This window comes from Nitrospirota bacterium (assembly GCA_016180645.1).
In the GTDB taxonomy this organism is placed as follows: domain Bacteria; phylum JACPQY01; class JACPQY01; order JACPQY01; family JACPQY01; genus JACPAV01.
In genome coordinates this window covers 16,101-33,735 of the sequence record JACPAV010000027.1, presented here as the reverse complement: position 1 = coordinate 33,735, position 17,635 = coordinate 16,101, and the positions used below count along the sequence as shown (strand labels likewise).

The following is a 17,635-nucleotide window of genomic DNA, read 5'->3' as shown; positions in this document are numbered from 1 at the left end:
CGCCGGGGCGTGGTGCGATTGTCGGCACCGTGCGGTAGAATGCCTCTTAGAGGCGGCGATGGGCATCATTGGGAGAACTGTGATCGGACGATTATTTTCCGGAGGGTTGGGCATTCTCGGGTTGCTTGCGGCCGGAGCCGGGTGGGCCGCGGGGACGACCTCAGAGGGCCACTCAGCCTACCGAGTTCTCGCGGGGGTCCGGCGATGTTTTGAAAACGTCCGTGGAGGCGATCCTACCGATCATTGCGAGATGGCATTCCAAAGGTGGGTGTATCAGCGTGTCTACTGCCCTCGATCAAAGTTCGGCGGAGACTTTACCTTGGCCCCCGCCGGCACGATACGCCGATATCGCCGACGCTATTTCAGCGGGAGGGCCGACACGCAGGCGGTGGAGTGGGTGGCCAAACTCAGAGTGGAAGAGGGACCGGCCGTGCGAACTTGGATAACGCGGAGTGGGGAGGGAATGGACGCGCTCGCAAGCTATCTTGTGGACGGCCGTTCGGGTTTCACCTTCTTTGATTCGATGGAGATCGGAAATCGCGCCGTGACGTGTCAGAGTCTGGAACCGTACCTACCTGGGTCTGCTATTGAAGCGACCTCGTGGACCGGCAGCGGATGCTGGCTCACGGATTCCGTCAGCGGGGGCGTCTACCCCCATGCCTATCGGTCGGTGCTGGCCGACTTGTTTCTGCCAGGTTCGCAGGTGGCGTGGCGCTACCAGGTGCTGCCAGCCTCTGCGCCGGTGAAAGTCCGGGCAGGGGAGTTTTCCGGAGCGCTTGTGCGCCGGTCGAAGCCCTATGGATGGTCGAGCCAGGAAGCGGAATTCGAAGAGGTGTTTGCGAGAGGGGCTGGGCGGATTCGGAGCGCGGGCTACGAAGAGGGCCGACTGATCTGGGTGGAAGAACTGGAAAGCGTCTCCTTTCCCACCCGTCCCCGCGATTCAGAACCATTCTGCTCCGAGGTGGAGTAGAAGTCCTTCTCCGGCGGATGGAGACCTCGGTGAGGCCGAACCCGGATGCGCTCGATGAGGTGTTCGCCTATCACGAGCGGACGAAGCATTTTCCCCATCGCCACGCGGCCTCGCTGGGTTACTTGGATTGGGACACACAGCCAAACCCGTTCCGGAGGTATGAGGGGAGTTCGCTCATCAGGTTGCCCATACCGGACGCGAACCGCTCGCCTGCGTATGATGACCTCTTTTCTGGAAAACGGTTTTCGCCGAAGAGACTGACCCTCGAAACGATCTCCGAGTTGTTCTACTTCTCCCTGGCGCTCTCGGCGTGGAAATCGTTCAAAGGATCCACCTGGGCACTCCGCGTCAATCCTTCCAGCGGCAATCTTCATCCGACAGAGGCTTACATCCTCTCCAGTCGGGTTGACGGACCCACCGGGCGGACGGCCTTATATCACTACGCCCCGGAGGTCCACGCGTTGGAGCTTCGGTGCGAATGGCCGATCGAATTCCCGCTGCCTTCCAACGGACCGGGTGTAGACAGTATCTGGGTCGGCCTCACCTCGATTCATTGGAGGGAGGCGTGGAAGTACGGCGAAAGGGCCTACCGATACTGCCAGCACGACATGGGTCATGCGATCGCGGCCGTTCGAATCTCGGCTGCCCTGCAAGGTTGGTCGATGGTGCTGGACGATTCGATCGACGATGCGGTGCTTTCCAGACTTCTGGGACTGGACCGTTCAGATGAGTTCGATCCCGCCGAGAGAGAAGAACCAGCCGTGTTGGCGCGGATATCGACCTCTGAGCCGTCGGCGACGGTTGCGAAGGGGACGGCCTTGGAAGTTCTTCGGCACGACGGTGCCGCTCAATGGTTCGGGCGCGCAAACCGACTGAGCACGGAGCACCATCCGTGGCCCGTCATCGACGGCGTGACCGCGGCATGCGCCGTCCGACATCCGGCGGGCCGACCGAAACCCGGGGTGCGCCGCCCGCTTCCCGGCCTGTCTCCGAACCGGAATCTCAGTGCGGCGGAGGTGATTCGCCGTCGCCGGAGTGCCGTTGCGATGGATGGTTCCACGAGACTCACGGCGGAAGAGTTCTTTCTGGTCCTCCACCGTGTGCTCCCGATGGGGGATCGGGCGCCGTGGGATATGATGCCTTGGCCACCCGCCATCGATCTGGTTCTCTTCGTGCACCGCGTGGAGGGTCTGCCGTCCGGCCTCTATTGTCTGGTCCGCGATCCCGCTCGTCTCAAGGTGCTGAAGGAATCCATGTCCGATGGATTCCGATGGACGAAGGCCGCAGGCTCTCCGGTGGAAATGCCGCTCTACCTTCTAGAAGAGGGAGACGTTCGGAGTGACGCGGCCGCGGTGAGCTGTGGACAGGACATCGCGTCGGATGGCGCATTCGCGGTCGCCATGTTGGCGGAGTTTGAAAAACCATTGCGGGAGAGGGGGGCTTGGTTCTATCGGCGGCTCCACTGGGAGGCCGGCGCGATCGGTCAGGTCCTCTATCTCGAGGCCGAGGCGGCGGGGGTACAGGCCACCGGGATTGGATGCTTTTTCGACGATTCGCTGCACGAGTTGATCGGGGTCGAGGGGTGCCGGTTCCAAACGCTTTATCACTTCACCGTGGGAGGTGCGGTGGAAGACACGAGGCTCTCCACCCTGCCGGCGTACCCTGCTCCGGGGTGAGCCTGGGCAAACGGGTGCGTCTTCGGACGCAGGCTGAAGCCTGCGGCTACCAAATCCCCGCTTTTGCGGCGATCCCTTCGCGGGTGGCAGCTTTCGGTGTCAGTCTACCTGCTTGGCCAGTCGCCGCGTGAGAAAGGCGGTGAAGTTCGGAGAGATCCGGGCCAGCAGGCCAATAGCTTTGGCGCGGCCGCTCGGAAAGATGTGAACCTTTTTCCTCGAAATACCGTTGAGAATGGCACGAACGACTTTTTCGGGGTCGTCAATCAAGTACGCAGGCATGTCCTTTGACTGGGTGTAGCCGAACCGATCGGAATTCAAGATCGGTGTCCGGGTAAAAGTCGGGTAAACATTGCTGACGACAATGTTGTGTGGGTCGACTTCCCCGTGGAGGGCCGTTCCGAATCCTCTCAAGCCGAACTTGGTCGCGGCGTAGGTGGCCGTCTTGGGCAACCCCACGTGCCCGCCGACGGACGAGATATTCACAACATGGCCGGATCTCCTTGCGATCATGTCCGGAAGCATCAACTTCGTGAGCATCATCGGTGCGATGAGATTCACCTTGATCTGTTCCTCCCACCTATCGTCGGGGACGTCTACGAAAAATCCCACCGATGCCAGGCCGGCGTTGTTGAAGAGAATGTCGATGACGGGTGAGACGGAGCGGCAGCTTTGAACCAACGCCTCGCAGCCCTCGCGTGAGGCCAGGTTGGCGGGGAAATAGGCCAGGACTCGCGCGTTCCGGTACTGTGGATCAGGTCCCTTGTCCGACAGAATCATTCTCGCCTGGGTTTGGACGAGCTGCCGGACCACTTCCGATCCGAGACCTCCGGTGGCTCCCGTGATGAGAACCACCTTCCCGTCGAAGTAGCCGTTGAAACTGTGCCGGGCCACCGATCTATTCCCCGAAGTAGTCCACCTTGACGGTGCCGCCCACTTCGAAAATGAATTCCGGGCCGAACACAAGGGATGGAGTCTGAAATCCCGGCTTGATTGAACCCTCCAGAACCCTCTTGGCGCAAAGGACGGCGGTGGAGACCGTCAGGGAATACGTGTCCGGCGTTTCGATCGATGCGCTGATGTCGCGTCCCGTCGCATTTCGCACTTCACCCCAGATTTGGCAGCGCGCATGCGCGAAATAGTCGGCGCTCGGAGCGGGAACGATCAACTTCACGACGGACTCCGCGACTTTCATCGCGGTCTTGTTTCTGAGCACCCTGGCAAGGGGCAGAGACCATTTCAGTGCAAGTTCCTGAGCTTTCGGGAATCCGGTGTAGACCATGATGTTGGGGATTGCCGTTGAATGAAACGCGGTGACGATGTCCCCCCAGGGGATGGAGTAGACGATGTAATCGACGCCTGCAACGTGGATCGTGCGCTTCCGGCTGAAATGGGGGATCGTCTTGACTTGCCCATTCTCCCGGACTTGCGAGCCGTACGGTAGTTGGTGCAATGCCGTTTTGACGGATCCCGAGGCCGCTTTGTTCGGACCCACAAAAGCCAATTCAAGACGGACCGCATCGGGCATTTCCCGCTTCAGGCGGCCGGCCAGGCAATCGGTGGGGACGACATCGAACCCGACGCCCGGCAGAAGCATGACGCCGGCGCGAGCCGCGGCGTCCGATTGAGTACGCAGATACTCAAAGACGGACATTTCGCCGGTAATATCGAGGTAGTGGCATCGGCTCTGAATCGCCGCATCGCACACCGGCTTGCAGGTCTGGTTGAAGGGCCCTGCGCAGTGCAGGACGAGACGGCAATCCGCAAGAGCCCGCCGGATCGTTTGAGAATCGGAAAGATCGAACGCGCGCCATTCGAGGCCCAGTTCGGAAGCCAGGGTCTGTAGCGCCACGGAATTCCGTCCTGCGAGGGTGGGGGCAAGTCCCTCCTTCGCGGCGCGACGGGCGATCATTCCCCCGGTGAAGCCGTTGGCGCCGTAAATCAGCCAATTTCCCTTCGCGGGTCTGGGGTGAACCGACCTGGGGGCTCCATTGGCAGCCGATAGCCGGGTGGAGCGATCAGTCATCGAGACCTCGTTCACCCTTGAGGAATTTCCGGATGCTCTCCCTGTCCCTGGGAAGGATGAGGGTGGTAACCGTTTCCACCTTTAGGACGTTGTCCTGGTTGTACAAATCCACCTTGTATTGGAGGTGGTATTTGCCCCGCTTGATGAATCGATCGTGCGGTTTCATCCTGATATGGATCGTCTCACCGACTTCAATCGGGAAAGACGACTTCGTACTCGGCCAGGCCGACTCGGATCTTGAGGACCTTCGGGAGCATCCAGCGCGTAAGGACGGACGACATAAAGGCTGCGGTCATCATTCCGTGTCCCACCGTCGTGTCGAGTGTGAAGGGCCGGGCGGTTTTGACCCACTGCGGGTCGCAGTGAACCGGATTATAGTCGAAGGAGGCGACGGCAAACTTCCAGAAGGTCTCCTGACTGACGGTGTACTGGACGGTTGGGAGCGGGTCTCCATCGGAAACGGAGTCGAACGTTATGGCTGCCAAGATCTCTGCCTCCTTTGCCTCTCGCAGGCATTCAATTCGAGCACGATGGGCGCGATTCGCTGGAAAGCGGCGGGTGGGGCAAAGCCGAGGAGTCCGCCCACCGTGAAGCGGGTACAGAATCGGGCAGCCTCGGCGGCCGTGAAGGCCCGGTCCACCAGCATCCGGTGCGAGAGATGAAGGACCATGCCGACGATGACATCGCCGACATATCTGGGCGTTGAAATCTCCAGCAGACCCGCGCCTCGCGCTTTCACGACATCCGCGGCCACGTCGTCCGCCAGTTGGTTGAGGGATTTCCAAACCATCTGTTCGACCTTGGTGGACATCCCGTAGCCTGAGCGAAGCATCGTGAGGGTGACCTTGGGGTGGGAGGCGAAGACGTCGAAAACGATTTCGAAGGTTTGTTGGATTACCCTCCATTGTTCGAGCGGCGTTTGCTGAACGATGTCGGCCCGCATGGCCTTCACCCTTGCGCGAATGTCGGTGAAGAGTCCGCTGAGGATCAGGCTCAGCAGTTCTTCCTTGCCGGAGAACTGACGGTAAAACGCCCCGATCCCGACGCCGGCGGCCCGCGCGATCTCAGCGACTTGTGTGCGGGCAAATCCCTTTCCGGCAAACAGGCGTTCGGCGGCGGCCACGATGTTCCGCCGGCTGTCGGCCAACTGCTTGGCGGTTCTACGACCCATGAGGGCGCCCGGCGATATAAACGGAATACATATTCCGTTTAATCCTAAGGTTCGAATTCGCGCGTGTCAAGCGACTCGGGCGATCCCCCGGTGGCAGCCCGGATGTCAGCGGGAGGCGGGCCAGAGCCAGGCGGCGCCGCGCACGCCGCTGGAGTCGCCGTGGACGGCGCGCCGGAGCTTCGTATTGACGTGATCGGAGAACACATGGGAAGCCCAAAGACGGGGAACGCCGTCGCAAAGCGACTCGATGTTGGAAACGCCGCCGCCCAGGACGATGACGTGGGGGTCGACGATGTTGATCACGCCGGCAAGGGCGCGGCTCAGGCGTTCGGCATATCGGGAGAGGACCGGAACCGCGCCGGAGTTCCCGGACATCGCCAGTGCGGCTATTTCGTCCGCCTTGAGGTGAGCGCCGGACCGCTCCGCATATTGATTCTCCAGGGCTGGACCGCTGAGAAACGTCTCAATGCAGCCATTGCGGCCGCAGTAGCAGGGCGGGCCGGGCCGCTCGTCGTCCCGGGGTGCGGGCAGGGGATTATGGCCCCATTCCCCGGCGATCGCGTTCGCACCGGAAATCACACGGCCGTCGACCACAATTCCCCCGCCCACCCCGGTTCCCAAGATGACACCGAATACCACCGCCGCTCCCGCCCCCGCGCCGTCGGTCGCCTCGGACAAGGCGAAGCAGTTCGCGTCGTTTTCCAGTCGGACGGGGCGATCGAGCCTGTCGGACAGATCCCGGTCCAACGGGTGGCCGATCAGCCACGTGGAGTTGGCATTCTTCACGAGACCCGTCGCCGGCGACACGATTCCGGGAATCCCAACGCCCACCGTTCCGGTTGCTCCCACTTGCGATTCGATCCCTTGGACGAGTTCAACAACCGCGCGAACGGTGCCTGCGTAGTCATTTCGAGGTGTGGGGATGCGGCGGCGGTCCAAAGTCTCGCCTCCTCCCCCGAGCGCGATGGCTTCGATCTTCGTCCCACCGAGATCAATACCGATTCTCATGACGCCTCGAAAGGATACAATACTCCTTGGAACCGAGATACGGTATGGAACGGAACTACCTGCGGATGATTCGCGTGATGATCGCCCGATCGAGGCAGGGGCGGCGTGAGTGGTCTGTCTACATCGCGCGGTGCGCGGATGACTCTCTTTACACGGGGATTGCAAAGAATGTGGAGGCGAGAATCGAGCAGCACAACCGGGGTCAGGGCTCGGCCTATGCGAGGTCGAGAAGACCGGTGGCGCCGGTCTACGTCGAGAAGGGCATGACGCGGTCCCAAGCGCTGGTGCGGGAGGCGGCCATCAAAGCCATGCCACGACCGCGAAAAGAAAAGTTGGTCAAGCAGGGGCCGCCGAAGCGTCGGCGACGCCCGGGGAGGATGGTGCCCGGGGGGCAGGCCCTACCCTTGGAGCTACGCTCGCGGGGCGGCGAGTGGAAACGTCATGCAAGCTACGCGCCGGCGCGTGCCCAGCGCAAAGTCGCGGGGCGTTCGGAGAAAGCGAGGCGATTGTGAGCGTTGATCTCGCGTTCGATCCGGTCGGCTTCGGCTTGGTTGCGGATCTCTTCGAGGCGCGCGACCTGTCTGCGGAGAAATCTTTTGATTTGCCAAGCGAAGGAGAGTCCATGGTTCGTCACGATGTCCTCTACTTTCTAGAATCGGTACGCTCCCAGAGGAACATGAACGTGTTGTCCCTGCGAATCGGCTACCCCACAACCCCTTGATCCTCCACGCGTATTCGCTGCGCCGGATTCATTGGGCCCTGGCCCTGGTGCTTGCGGCGATGAGGGTGGGCGGCTGCACACGCGAGGAGCACCCCGCGGCGTGCAACGGGTCGAAGGATCTATGTTTTCGCCGGTTTGATGAGGTCTCGTATGCTACCGCCCACAACGCGATGTCGAATGCCGATGACGGTTGGATCGGGCCGAACCAGGAGCACGGGATCTCCCGCCAGCTCGAGGACGGGATTCGCGGCATGATGCTGGACGTTCACGAGTACCGCGGTGAGCCCTACCTTTGTCATGCGCGGTGCGAATTCGGCCGAAAGTCGCTCGCGGAGGGACTGGCGGAGATCCGGGCGTTCATGGACCGCCATCCGAGCGAAATCCTTTCGATCATTTTCGAATCGAATGTCGGAGCGGCCGAGATCGAAGCGTCGTTCGTCGAGAGCGGGCTGCTCGGCTATGTGCACGCACAGACTCCCGGCGCCCCGTGGCCCACCTTGGAGGCAATGATCCGCAGTGGGGATCGCCTCGTCGTCTTCACGGATTTTGACGGAGGCGCACTTCCGTGGTACCACGACGTGTGGGAGTACGCGTGGGAAACCCACTATCACTTCGAGTCAGCGGGGGAGTTCACCTGCAAGATCAACCGGGGAAGGCCGGAAAACTCGCTCTTCATAATGAACCATTTTCTGACGAGTCCCATCGCCCATCCGTCCCTGGCCGAGCAGGTCAACTTCAATCCGTTGTTGATCGATCGCGCGAAACAGTGCTGGGGCGAAAGTGGTCGGCGGCCGAATTTTGTGACGGTCGACTTCTATTCGATCGGCGATCTTTTCGCGGTGGTCGACGAATTGAATGGTCTTTCATCGAGTGGAGGCTGACGGCGCGACTTCCGGGGAGGTGTGCATGAAACTGGGCTGGATCGGGTTCTTCTTGGTCGTCATTGTCATCGCGGGCGCCGTGTTTGCGCTTCCGAAATTCCGGCCGCGCGACACCGTGCCGTGGGATCGTGTGCAATCTCTGGCGCCGGGATCGTTCGTCCAATCGGGAGAGTTCCGCACGCATTTCATCGAGAAGGGGCAGGGGGAGCCCATCATCCTGATCCATGGATTTCTCTTTCATACCGTCATGTGGCGGGGGACGCAGGAAGCGCTGGCCACGTCGTTTCGCACGCTGGCGGTTGACCTTTATGGGTGGGGCTACAGCACGCGTATCCCTGGCGCGCCGTATTCCTACGGTATCTACGCGCAACAGGTTTTGGATTTCATGGACGCCATGGGTATCCCGTCCGCACATCTCATCGGGCAATCGATGGGAGGCGGCACCGCCATGATGGTGGCGGCTCAGTGGCCCGAGCGGGTGAACAAGCTTGTGCTGGTCGATGCAGCGGGACTGCCCAACCCGTTGCCGCTGACCGCCAAGGCGTTCGGGGCGCCGAAACTGGGAGAGTTCCTGGTTGCGCTCCCGGGCCGGGCCTTGTTCCGTCGAAACATCCAGGATTTCTGGTTCTACGATCAAAACAAAGTGACGGACGACTACGTCGATGCCGTGATCGCTCCGATGAGCATCAAGGGGTCGAGCGAATCGATTCTGGGCATCCTTCGAAAGATGGATTTCGGCGGGCTGACCGAAACGGTGAACACGCTGGCCGGCCATCGGAAACCGGTTCTGATCGTGTGGGGGAGGCAGGATCGGGCCGTGCCGCTTGCCTTGGGCGAGAAGCTCAACGTCCTCCTCCCCAATTCACGAATGTTGGTAGTGGACAACGCCGGCCATTCGCCTCACGAAGAGGACCCCGACCAAGTCAATCCCGCGATGCGTGATTTTCTTCTGACACCCTAACCCGAAAAACACCCCGGCCCTGGACTTTCGCGATCCTGGGTCTAGCGCAACCTTGCGTGTTGACAGCGGTTTTTCCACTTCCTATAATCTGGACCACGCAAGTCATGAATGCAGGGGCGGAGGCAGGGCGGAGAGTCATGCTGGGTATGGGCAGTCGGGCCATGGCTGCCCTTATCGAGAATGCGCTCAAGCCAAAGGGCTATCAGATCGCCGTCCCGGAGGATGGCGACGAAATGCTCCTCCGTATTTCCGAATATCGCCCGGACCTCGTGATGCTCCAGGACCAGTTTCATACGAAAGACGGCTTCAAGCTCTTCCATTCGATCCGGAAGATGAACGGATTCCAAGAACTGCCCGTGGTGATGGTCGCGGGCGAAGATTTGGGGGAGCGGTGCAGCGAGGCCGGAATCCGGTATCTCATCCGAATTCCCTTCGAGGCCGAACAGCTTTCGCTTCTCGTTGAGACCATCTTCGCTCACGGGCGCTCCATCCTCCTCGTGGACGACAGTCGCGTCATCCACAAGGATCTGGGAGATGTTCTGTCCTCCGCCGGGTATCACGTCCTCCACGGATACGACGGCGAGGAGGGCGTCCGGATGGTCCGGCAGTTCAGGCCGGACCTCGTCATCACGGACATCGAGATGCCCAAGATGACAGGCTATCAACTGTGCCAGAAGATCAAGACGGAAACGACCCTGGAGTTCATGCCGGTCATCATTTGTTCGTCCCTCTCGGGCGGCATCGACGTGGAGAAGGGCTTCGAGGCCGGCGCGAACGACTATCTCACCAAGCCGCTCGACAAGGCGGAACTCCTCGACCTCGTCCGGCGATACTTCGAATCCATGAAGCTCCGGGGTCGGGAACGGATTCTGGTCGTCGACGATGCCGATCTGATTCGCGGGATGGTGCGGATTGGCCTCGCGCAACAGGGCTTCACCGTGGATATCGCGCGCGACGGCCGCGAAGGGTACGAGAAGTGTCTCTCCTTCAAGCCGGACGTGTTGGTCACGGATTTCAACATGCCGGGGATGGACGGACTCGAACTCGCGGCCCGTCTCAAGGAGAAAGAGGAGACGAAGGCCATCTCGGTAGTCATGATGACGGCGCGCGACAGCAAGGCCGAACTCAGCCGCGCCACGCGGGCGGGTCTGGCCGGCTTCATCACCAAACCTTTCCAGGTGGACAAACTTCTCGTGATCGTGGAGCGGCTCCTCGCCGAACGTCGGCTTCAGCGCGAGAAGGAGGCGATGAAGCATTACCTTTCGGAGGCGGCCCTAAAGCAGGCCGAAGAGGTGGCCGCGCAGAAATCCTCTCCGATGGCCCTGCGGGCCGATGAGAAAAAGTTGACGATCCTCTTCAGCGACATCTGCGGGTTCACTCCCACCTGCGAGAGGCTCAAGCCCCGGGAAGTCGTCGACCTCCTCAACGACTATTTCGATCTCCTGACGAAAATCTTGCGGGAGCACGATGCCATCGTGGACAAATTTATCGGCGACGCGATCATGGCTGTTTTTGAGGAGAGTTCGGAAGCGTCCGGAGCGCTTCGGGCGGTTCGGAGCGGATTCACCATGCAGGCGGCGCTCCAGGACTTCAACAAGGGCCGGGCCACGCCGTTCAACATGCGCGTGGGGATCAACACAGGCGTGGTCATTCAGGGCGATATCGGCAGCCGTTTCTTGAGACGGGATTTCACCGTGATCGGCGACAATGTGAACCTCGCGCAGCGGCTCGAATCGGCCGCCCCCCACGGCGGCGTGCTCATCAGCCAAGCCACGCTTGACGAGGTCCGTTCGGAAGTGGAGGTGGACGAGGTGCCTCCGCTTACCTTGAAGGGAAAATCGGAGAAGGTCCAGGCCTACGTGGTGAGAAGCGTGAAATAGCGAATGCGGACCAAAGGGAGGTATCCATGCCGGTGACTCAAACAGACATAGGCGAGTGGCAAATCAGCGGATTTACGGTGGGGAAGAAGCTGGTCCTCGCCTTCGGGGCCCTGGGGATGCTCGCGCTGGTGATGGGCATTACGACCTACATGGGAATCCTCAAGCTGAAATCGGACCTCACCAACGTCGTCTCGGTCCAACGGCCCGCCGTGGACGCGCTGGGTCGGGTGGAAGCGGCCCTGAAACTGGAAAAAACGATGGTGGAGGCCCAGAGGCTGAACCCCGCGGGGCACCTGATGGGTCACCTCCAAGAACTCCGAGATGCCACGGCCTCGGCCCTTTCTGAAACCGAGGGTCTCGTTCCGAAAGGTCTGCCCGCCCGTTACGCTTCGCGGGCGGCGGAGATTGTCCGGGAGGCCCACGACCTGAGCGACGAACTCCTGGCACAGATCAGCCGGCTTGGAACGGCCCAAGAGGAGATCGCAGCCCTTTCCGCCGAGCAGGCGTTCAAGGGCCGGCTTGGCGCGGAGAAGACCGCCCGACTGCAAAGCTCCCAACAGGAGGCGTCCGAACTCTCAGGCAAGATCGAGCGGGACTTCGCCGTGTTCGATTCCAAATCGACCGAGATCCTGGCCGCGTTTAGGAAGGAACTGACCGACACCCTGCAGGAAACCATCCAGGCCAACGATCGGGACCGCGTGGGAACGATGTCTTCGATCGGCATCATCGTGCTGGTGCTGCTGCTCGCGACACTCGTCCTGGCCGTCGTCTGCGTTTCCCTCCTGAGGAAGATGATCGTGCGGCCCGTGCAGGACCTTACGGATGCCGCTTTTTCCATCCGGCAGGGTGACCTGGCCAAGCGGGTAGAGGCACGGGGATCGGATGAGTTCTCCATCCTGGCCCGAAGCCTGAACGACATGGTCGAGCAGATCGGCCTGAACCTGGAGCGGGAGCGGGAGCGGAGCGAATACCTTCAGGCGGCGGTGAATCACGTATTGGAGCGCGTGCAGGCCGTGGGGGAGGGTGACCTGACGCAGCGGGTTCAAATTGAATCCGAGGACGAAATGGGTCAACTCAGTCGGGGCATCAACGATCTCCTGACCAACCTCAGCGCGCTGATCGGCCGGGTTTCCAAGACGGCAGCGCTGGTCGGCACGGTCATCAAGGATATCGTCTCGGCCTCGGAGCAGGTCAGCATGGCGGCGAGCGGCCAGAACTCTCAGGCGGGGGAGGTGGCCCAGGCGGTGGCGGAATTATCTTCGTCCATCCAGCTCATCAACCGCACGGTCGAGGGAGCCGTAAAGATCACGAGGGATACCCATGAGAAGGCCAGCCTCGGAGGGAAATCCATGCATCAGATGGAGGAAGCGATGCTTCAAATCAAACGGGCCGTGGAGGATACGGCTTCGCGCATCGAAGAGCTCGGCCGGCGGGGAAAAGAAATAGGGAAGATCGTGGAAGTCATTTCGGGGATCGCGGAGCAGACGAACCTGCTGTCCCTCAATGCCGCCATCGAGGCGGCCCGCGCGGGCGAGCAAGGGAAGGGATTCGCCGTGGTGGCGGACCAAGTCAGCAATCTCGCCGAGCGCGCCGCGAAATCCACCGAGGAAATATCGAACCTGATTGAGCAGGTTCAGGTCGACACGGATGAGAGCGTCAGGGCCATGCGGCTGGGGAGCCAGGAGGTGGAGAAGGGGACGCAGGTGGTCCGCTCGGCTGTGGGCATTCTTGAGGAGATTGTGGGGGGCGTCACGTCGATCAATTCCGCGATTGAGGACATATCCAAGGCGACGACCCTCCAAACCAGCTCTGCCAACCAGGTTGCGAAGAGGATGGACAACATCGTATCCGCCGCTGAGGAAACGGTCAAGGTCAGCCAGTCGACCCTCAATCAGACGAAATCGCTCCAAGACGACATGCTGAAATTGGAAACGGCCATCAGCCATTTCCAGGTGGACGGCCAGGGGCCGCGGGCGCTCGCGCCGGCTCCGTCCAATGGCGGTGGTCCAGAGGCGCTTGGGGCGGGGGCCAAGGAGGCAGTCCCACAATGGACGGACGTGATGGTATGAGTCGGGCCTTCTTGCAACCTCCTGTCGATCATCGGACGCAGCCGGCGTGAAAGTTCTCTGTTTTCACCTGGGCGGTCAGGAGTATGCGACCGACGTGACGCAGGTTCGGGAAGTTCTCGATCTGGTCCCCATTACTCACATCCCGCATACCCCGGCTTTTGTTCTGGGGGTCATCAATCTCCGAGGGCAGATCATCGCCGTCATCGATCTGAGGAGGTTCTTCGATCTTCCCGAAACGGCGGTTGTCAACGGGGGAAAAATCATGATTCTTTCCCTTCGCAACAAGGCGCTCGGCGCGCTCGCAGATCACATCTCGCAGGTGCGTGCTCTGGAATTGTCCGAGCTCGAATCTCCCCCGGCCATGCTCGGGCGCGCGGAGGCCGAGTTCATGAAGGGCGTGAAACAGATGGGGGATCATCCGCTCGTCTACCTCGACCTTGCCCGCATTCTGGAATCTCCGCAGATGAAGGCGCTCCAGGAGGCATAGGCGCCCCCGATGCCGGATCCCCACGTGGAAGGGCGCGTCCAGCCCGCGGCCGAGATGTTCATCCGTGCCTTCGCCGAGGAGCGATTCGGTCTCATGATCACCTTGAAGGATTGGCCGAATGTTCGCCGCCGCCTGGAACGGCGGCTCGGCCGGTGGATGGCGGAATCGGGCCCTCGATGGTCCGGGCAAATCGGGCGGTTGTCCGCCACACAGGAGGAGTACCACCGGCTGATCGAGGCGATTACCATCGGTGAAACCGGATTCTTTCGCTCGGAGCACCACTTCAGGGCGCTCGGTGGGATCCTTCAACAAGCGGGGACGCGGACGGACACCGACCCTATTCGGCTCTGGAGTGCAGGCTGTTCCACGGGAGATGAAGCCTATTCGATGGCCATGGCGGCGGCGGAGGCGCTTGGAAATCGTGTGAACAGCCGGATCGATGTTCTCGGCACCGACATTTGTGAGGCCGCACTGGAGGTCGGTCGAAAGGGAATCTACGGCGCGGATCATTTCAGGGACTGCCCCAGGGAGATCCGTGACCGTTATTTCATTCCGGCGGCAGGGGTTGGGGATTGGCGAGTGCGCGACGGGCTTCGGACCCACGTTCAATTCCGCCGGCTGAACCTGGCGTGCGATCCGTTTCCCCGGGACCGGGAAATCATCTTCTGCAGGCACGTATCCCTTTACATGACGGAATCGGCGCGGAAACAGCTTTGGCGGCGGCTGGCCGAGGTGCTTCCGCCGGGAGGCGCCCTCATGGTGTCGGACGCCGAAACGGTGGATCTCGGGTGCGGGCTCGAACGAAGCGAGGTCCATGGGATCCGGGTCTTCCGCCGGGAGCGCCGAGCTTCCTGAGCCGCATGGACTGGGCGACGACCTGCGTTTTCAGAGACGAAGCGATGGCCTCGGCAAAGTCGATTCTCGAGAACCTGGAAATGCTTGGAGTGGCAGTGGAAGGTCGCCTGCCCGATACCGTGTCCAAGTTGGTCGAGTCGAGCCGCGTGATCCAAGTGAACGCCGGCATGATTCGGAACGAGGGGGCGCGCAAGCTGGGCAGGAAGGTTCAGGAGTTGGTTGAAGAGGTGGCGGCGCGCGGCGTTCCGGTCAGCCCGCCGACCTTGGACCGCGTGAAGAAATCCGTGGATCTCGTTCTGGAACTTCTGGAAAAGATGAGTGAGGCGATTCCCAGCCCCGCCGACGAGCGAGTCGACTCATTCGTCTCGCAGTACCGCGCGGCAGCCACCGCGCCTCCCGCCGCGACGCCGCCCGCCGTGGAGGGCATGCCGTCTCCCGCCGAGGGAACGCCGCCCGGCGCCGAAGCGCCTTCGACCGAGGAGATCCCCGTTCGATTGGATGCCAATCTCGTGGACGCCTACGTGGAGGAAAGTCAGGAGCTCCTGGGGCAGTTGGAGCTACAGCTCATGACCTTGGAGCAACAGCCGGAGGATCACGAGCTGATCAACGGCATCTTCCGGATTGCACATTCGATGAAGGGCAATTCGTTCACCGTGGGAATGCGGAAGACCGGCGAATTGGCCCACAAAATGGAGAACGTTTTCGAGCGAGCGCGATCGGGAAAGCTTGCGGTCACGCCCAGGGTAACCGACGGAATGCTGGCCTGTCTGGACGGACTCCGAATGAACCTTGCGAACCTTGCCCAGGGGCGGCACGTGGAGAGGGATCTTTCCCATTTGGCCCTCCGTCTCGAAGGCGTGACCGCCGGTTCGCCGCGGCGGGCAATGGGGGAAGGGATGGTAGCCGCACCCTTTATGGGTGCGTCTTCAGACGCAGGCGTAAAGCCTGCGCCTACCCCCTCCCCCTCGAAAGGGGAGGGTCAGGGCCTGCCCGCCGATTCGGTGGCGGGTGGGGGTGAACGCTTGCGGGATGCGCATGGGACGCCGGCGCCCGCTGCGGCAGGCATGAGGAGCCTCCGCGTGGACGTTCAGAAGTTGGACCGAGTCATGAACCTCATGGGCGAGATCGTCATCAACAAGAGCCGGCTGGATCGGCAGGTGTCGGTGGCCTTGCGGCTGTTGGAGCGCATGGGGTGGGCGAACGCCGTGGTGGAGAAGATTGCCTCGTCCGTGTCCATGGACAGGGAGCGAATGGCGTCGGACGTTTTGCCGCGCCTGCCCGAGTCGAACGGCCAAGCCGCGCCGGTGGTGAATGGACCAGACCGGGAGGGCGTACACCACGGGGCCTTGGGCTCACGATCACAGGCGCAGGCGCGCCGCCTGATGGCCGAGCTGAGAAGGCTTCTTGAGAGCGACGATCCAGGAGAATTGGCGCCGGGCGAATTGCGGGACGACATCGGCCGCACCAATGAAGTCCTCGGGCGCGTCATCGGCGAACTGCAAGAGGGTTTGATGGGTCTTCGGATGGTTCCCATCCAAACGGTATTCGGGAAGTTTCCCCGCCTCGTCCGCGATCTCTCAAGGAGCATGCAAAAGGAGGTGGTGATCGAAATTCGTGGTGAGGAAACGGAGCTGGACAAGAATATTGTGGAAGAAATCAGCGATCCGCTCCTCCACCTTGTCCGCAACGCCATCGACCACGGGATCGAGTCCGCCGCGGAACGGGAAAGATCGGGTAAGCCCGCCATCGGAACGATTCGCCTCAATGCGTTTCATGAGGGAGACCACATCATCATTGAGGTGGAGGATGACGGGCGGGGATTGGAGCCCACGAAGTTGGGGGAAGTCGCCGTGCGCAAGGGGCTTCTCACCCGGGAGCAGGCGGATCATTTGGACCGATTCGCCGCCCTCAACCTGATCTTCCTTCCCGGATTCTCGAGCAAAGAGGAGGTGACGGCCGTTTCAGGGAGAGGCGTGGGGATGGACGTCGTCAAGTTCAACATTGCGAAGCTCAACGGGACGATCGATATCGATACGGAGCCGGGTGAGGGAACCTGTTTCACGCTCAAATTGCCGCTTACGATGGCCATCATCAACGCCCTCCTCGTGGGCGTGGCCGAACAGACCTACGCATTGCCCTTGAGTTCCGTGGAGGAGGCGATCGGGATCACCGAGCAGAATGTGAAAGGGGTGGGGAAAAGGGAGGTCATCCACCTGCGCGACCGCGTGCTGCCTGTGGTCCGCCTGGAATCGGTCCTCGCCCTCCCCTCCGGGCCGGCCCCGTCCAATGGGCGCCAGCGTCCCGTGATCGTGGCCGGCTCCGCGGAAAGCCGGATCGGATTGATCGTGGATCGGATTCGGGGCAAGCAGGAGATCGTCATCAAGTCGTTGGGCGACGTGCTCCTCAAGGTGAAGCACCTGAGCGGGGGAACCATTCTGGGCGATGGGCGGGTGGTCCCGATTCTCAATATCCAATCGATTATCGACGCGGCAAGCCAGGGAGCGGCGATCGGCGGGCCGGGGATCGAACGGACCGGAGCGCCTCCGACCCCTGCCGTGACTGCGGGCCGGGCGCGGGTCCTGGTCGTGGACGACTCGGCGGTCCTCCGGAAGATGTATGAAAAGTTGTTCGAACGCGCGCAGGTCCAACTGTTCATGGCGGAGGACGGGCTTGACGGGTGGGAGAAGGTGCAGTCCGAGCGGTTCGACCTCATCGTGACGGACATCATGATGCCGCGGATGGACGGCATCGAGTTCGCCCGGCACGTTCGTTCGCTGCCCGGCTACCGCGAGGTGCCCATCCTCGTGGTGAGTTCGCGCAAGCAGGACCAGGATGTCGCCGCGGGGTTCGAGGCCGGGGTGAATGAGTACATCTTCAAGCCGTTGGAGGGCAACCGGCTTCTCTCCACCGTGCGCCGTTATCTCCAGGCGTGA

The 17,635-nt window shown here is 61.6% G+C and carries 17 protein-coding genes; 11 read left to right on the top strand and 6 right to left on the bottom strand.

Going from position 1 to position 17,635, the window contains the following annotated elements; translation table 11 throughout:
• Positions 1-250 precede the first annotated feature (250 nt).
• Both HYT87_15560 and HYT87_15555 read left to right on the top strand, forming a co-directional pair.
• Entirely contained in the window at positions 251-970 is a 720-nt protein-coding gene (locus HYT87_15560; GenBank protein MBI2061156.1) for a hypothetical protein, read from the top strand.
• A gap of 17 nt (positions 971-987) precedes the next feature.
• Positions 988-2,646: a SagB/ThcOx family dehydrogenase gene (locus HYT87_15555; protein MBI2061155.1), complete on the top strand. Its 1,659-nt coding sequence runs from the start codon at positions 988-990 to the stop codon at positions 2,644-2,646.
• A gap of 99 nt (positions 2,647-2,745) precedes the next feature.
• On the opposite strand, the gene HYT87_15550 is transcribed toward HYT87_15555, so the two are convergent.
• The 6 genes from HYT87_15550 to HYT87_15525 all read right to left on the bottom strand — a co-directional run bounded on the left by HYT87_15550 (position 2,746) and on the right by HYT87_15525 (position 6,848).
• Positions 2,746-3,537, bottom strand: a complete 792-nt coding sequence (locus HYT87_15550) for an SDR family NAD(P)-dependent oxidoreductase (GenBank protein ID MBI2061154.1) — start codon at positions 3,535-3,537, stop codon at positions 2,746-2,748.
• Positions 3,538-3,541: 4 nt separating this feature from the next.
• Positions 3,542-4,669, bottom strand: a complete 1,128-nt coding sequence (locus tag HYT87_15545; protein MBI2061153.1) for a saccharopine dehydrogenase NADP-binding domain-containing protein — start codon at positions 4,667-4,669, stop codon at positions 3,542-3,544.
• Positions 4,662-4,835, bottom strand: a complete 174-nt coding sequence (locus HYT87_15540) for a hypothetical protein (protein ID MBI2061152.1) — start codon at positions 4,833-4,835, stop codon at positions 4,662-4,664. The genes HYT87_15545 and HYT87_15540 overlap by 8 nt, the downstream gene beginning before the upstream one ends.
• Positions 4,836-4,860: 25 nt before the next feature.
• Positions 4,861-5,154: a MaoC family dehydratase gene (locus HYT87_15535; GenBank protein MBI2061151.1), complete on the bottom strand. Its 294-nt coding sequence runs from the start codon at positions 5,152-5,154 to the stop codon at positions 4,861-4,863.
• Positions 5,142-5,840, bottom strand: a complete 699-nt coding sequence (locus tag HYT87_15530) for a TetR/AcrR family transcriptional regulator (GenBank protein ID MBI2061150.1) — start codon at positions 5,838-5,840, stop codon at positions 5,142-5,144. Before HYT87_15530 ends, HYT87_15535 begins: the two co-directional genes overlap by 13 nt.
• A 105-nt stretch (positions 5,841-5,945) precedes the next feature.
• On the bottom strand, positions 5,946-6,848 hold the full coding sequence (locus HYT87_15525; GenBank protein ID MBI2061149.1) for an ROK family protein: 903 nt from the start codon (positions 6,846-6,848) through the stop codon (positions 5,946-5,948).
• 77 nt (positions 6,849-6,925) lie between these two features.
• On the opposite strand from HYT87_15525, the gene HYT87_15520 reads away from it, so the two are divergent.
• From HYT87_15520 to HYT87_15480, 9 genes are all read left to right on the top strand, one after another.
• The gene (locus HYT87_15520) at positions 6,926-7,360 is read left to right on the top strand and encodes a GIY-YIG nuclease family protein (protein MBI2061148.1); all 435 of its coding nucleotides are present in this window, start codon (positions 6,926-6,928) and stop codon (positions 7,358-7,360) included.
• The gene (locus HYT87_15515; protein ID MBI2061147.1) at positions 7,357-7,569 is read left to right on the top strand and encodes a hypothetical protein; all 213 of its coding nucleotides are present in this window, start codon (positions 7,357-7,359) and stop codon (positions 7,567-7,569) included. Before HYT87_15520 ends, HYT87_15515 begins: the two co-directional genes overlap by 4 nt.
• Positions 7,566-8,450 (top strand): hypothetical protein, encoded by an 885-nt coding sequence (locus HYT87_15510; GenBank protein ID MBI2061146.1) that lies wholly within the window; start codon positions 7,566-7,568, stop codon positions 8,448-8,450. The genes HYT87_15515 and HYT87_15510 overlap by 4 nt, the downstream gene beginning before the upstream one ends.
• Before the next feature lie 25 nt (positions 8,451-8,475).
• Positions 8,476-9,411, top strand: coding sequence for an alpha/beta fold hydrolase (locus HYT87_15505; GenBank protein ID MBI2061145.1), 936 nt, complete (start codon positions 8,476-8,478; stop codon positions 9,409-9,411).
• 104 nt (positions 9,412-9,515) lie between these two features.
• Positions 9,516-11,291: a response regulator gene (locus HYT87_15500; GenBank protein MBI2061144.1), complete on the top strand. Its 1,776-nt coding sequence runs from the start codon at positions 9,516-9,518 to the stop codon at positions 11,289-11,291.
• A 26-nt stretch (positions 11,292-11,317) separates the two neighbouring features.
• Positions 11,318-13,360 carry a methyl-accepting chemotaxis protein gene (locus HYT87_15495; protein MBI2061143.1) on the top strand — a complete coding sequence of 681 codons (2,043 nt, stop codon included), beginning with the start codon at positions 11,318-11,320 and terminating at the stop codon, positions 13,358-13,360.
• A 46-nt stretch (positions 13,361-13,406) separates the two neighbouring features.
• Positions 13,407-13,847 carry a chemotaxis protein CheW gene (locus HYT87_15490; GenBank protein MBI2061142.1) on the top strand — a complete coding sequence of 147 codons (441 nt, stop codon included), beginning with the start codon at positions 13,407-13,409 and terminating at the stop codon, positions 13,845-13,847.
• A 9-nt stretch (positions 13,848-13,856) separates the two neighbouring features.
• A complete protein-coding gene (locus HYT87_15485) occupies positions 13,857-14,702 on the top strand; it encodes a protein-glutamate O-methyltransferase CheR (protein ID MBI2061141.1) in 846 nt (281 codons plus the stop codon).
• A 5-nt stretch (positions 14,703-14,707) separates the two neighbouring features.
• On the top strand, positions 14,708-17,635 hold the full coding sequence (locus HYT87_15480; protein ID MBI2061140.1) for a hybrid sensor histidine kinase/response regulator: 2,928 nt from the start codon (positions 14,708-14,710) through the stop codon (positions 17,633-17,635).

Bases quoted from the DNA above. Each gene is read 5' to 3' on its own strand.
- HYT87_15560 (MBI2061156.1), top strand. From the start codon at position 251: ATGGCATTCCAAAGGTGGGTGTATCAGCGTGTCTACTGCCCTCGATCA.
- HYT87_15555 (MBI2061155.1), top strand. From the start codon at position 988: ATGGAGACCTCGGTGAGGCCGAACCCGGATGCGCTCGATGAGGTGTTC.
- HYT87_15545 (MBI2061153.1), bottom strand. From the start codon at position 4,669: ATGACTGATCGCTCCACCCGGCTATCGGCTGCCAATGGAGCCCCCAGG.
- HYT87_15540 (MBI2061152.1), bottom strand. From the start codon at position 4,835: ATGAAACCGCACGATCGATTCATCAAGCGGGGCAAATACCACCTCCAA.
- HYT87_15530 (MBI2061150.1), bottom strand. From the start codon at position 5,840: ATGGGTCGTAGAACCGCCAAGCAGTTGGCCGACAGCCGGCGGAACATC.
- HYT87_15525 (MBI2061149.1), bottom strand. From the start codon at position 6,848: ATGAGAATCGGTATTGATCTCGGTGGGACGAAGATCGAAGCCATCGCG.
- HYT87_15520 (MBI2061148.1), top strand. From the start codon at position 6,926: ATGATCGCCCGATCGAGGCAGGGGCGGCGTGAGTGGTCTGTCTACATC.
- HYT87_15505 (MBI2061145.1), top strand. From the start codon at position 8,476: ATGAAACTGGGCTGGATCGGGTTCTTCTTGGTCGTCATTGTCATCGCG.
- HYT87_15500 (MBI2061144.1), top strand. From the start codon at position 9,516: ATGAATGCAGGGGCGGAGGCAGGGCGGAGAGTCATGCTGGGTATGGGC.
- HYT87_15495 (MBI2061143.1), top strand. From the start codon at position 11,318: ATGCCGGTGACTCAAACAGACATAGGCGAGTGGCAAATCAGCGGATTT.
- HYT87_15485 (MBI2061141.1), top strand. From the start codon at position 13,857: ATGCCGGATCCCCACGTGGAAGGGCGCGTCCAGCCCGCGGCCGAGATG.
- HYT87_15480 (MBI2061140.1), top strand. From the start codon at position 14,708: ATGGACTGGGCGACGACCTGCGTTTTCAGAGACGAAGCGATGGCCTCG.